The sequence below is a fragment of the Streptomyces sp. XY431 genome (assembly GCF_001279805.1).
In the GTDB taxonomy this organism is placed as follows: Bacteria; Actinomycetota; Actinomycetes; order Streptomycetales; family Streptomycetaceae; genus Kitasatospora; species Kitasatospora purpeofusca.
The window spans coordinates 1-231 of the sequence record NZ_LGDO01000439.1 but is presented as its reverse complement, the minus strand read 5'-3'; the positions used below and the strand labels follow the sequence as shown (position 1 = coordinate 231).

1 rRNA gene is annotated in these 231 nt (G+C 58.9%); it reads right to left on the bottom strand.

From position 1 onward, the window contains the following. Window positions 1–231, bottom strand: a 23S ribosomal RNA gene (locus ADK60_RS28225); the annotation flags it as partial.

The window sequence follows — 231 nt, the reverse complement described above, 5'->3', positions numbered from 1 at the left end:
TCGGTTTGGGGTACGGGCCGCCATGAAACTCGCTAGAGGCTTTTCTCGACAGCATAGGATCATCCACTTCACCACAATCGGCTCGGCATCAGGTCTCAGCCTTGATGAGTGACGGATTTGCCTATCACTCGGCCTACACCCTTACCCCGGGACAACCACCGCCCGGGCTGGACTACCTTCCTGCGTCACCCCATCGCTCACCTAGTACAGACTTGGTCCAGCGGCTCCACC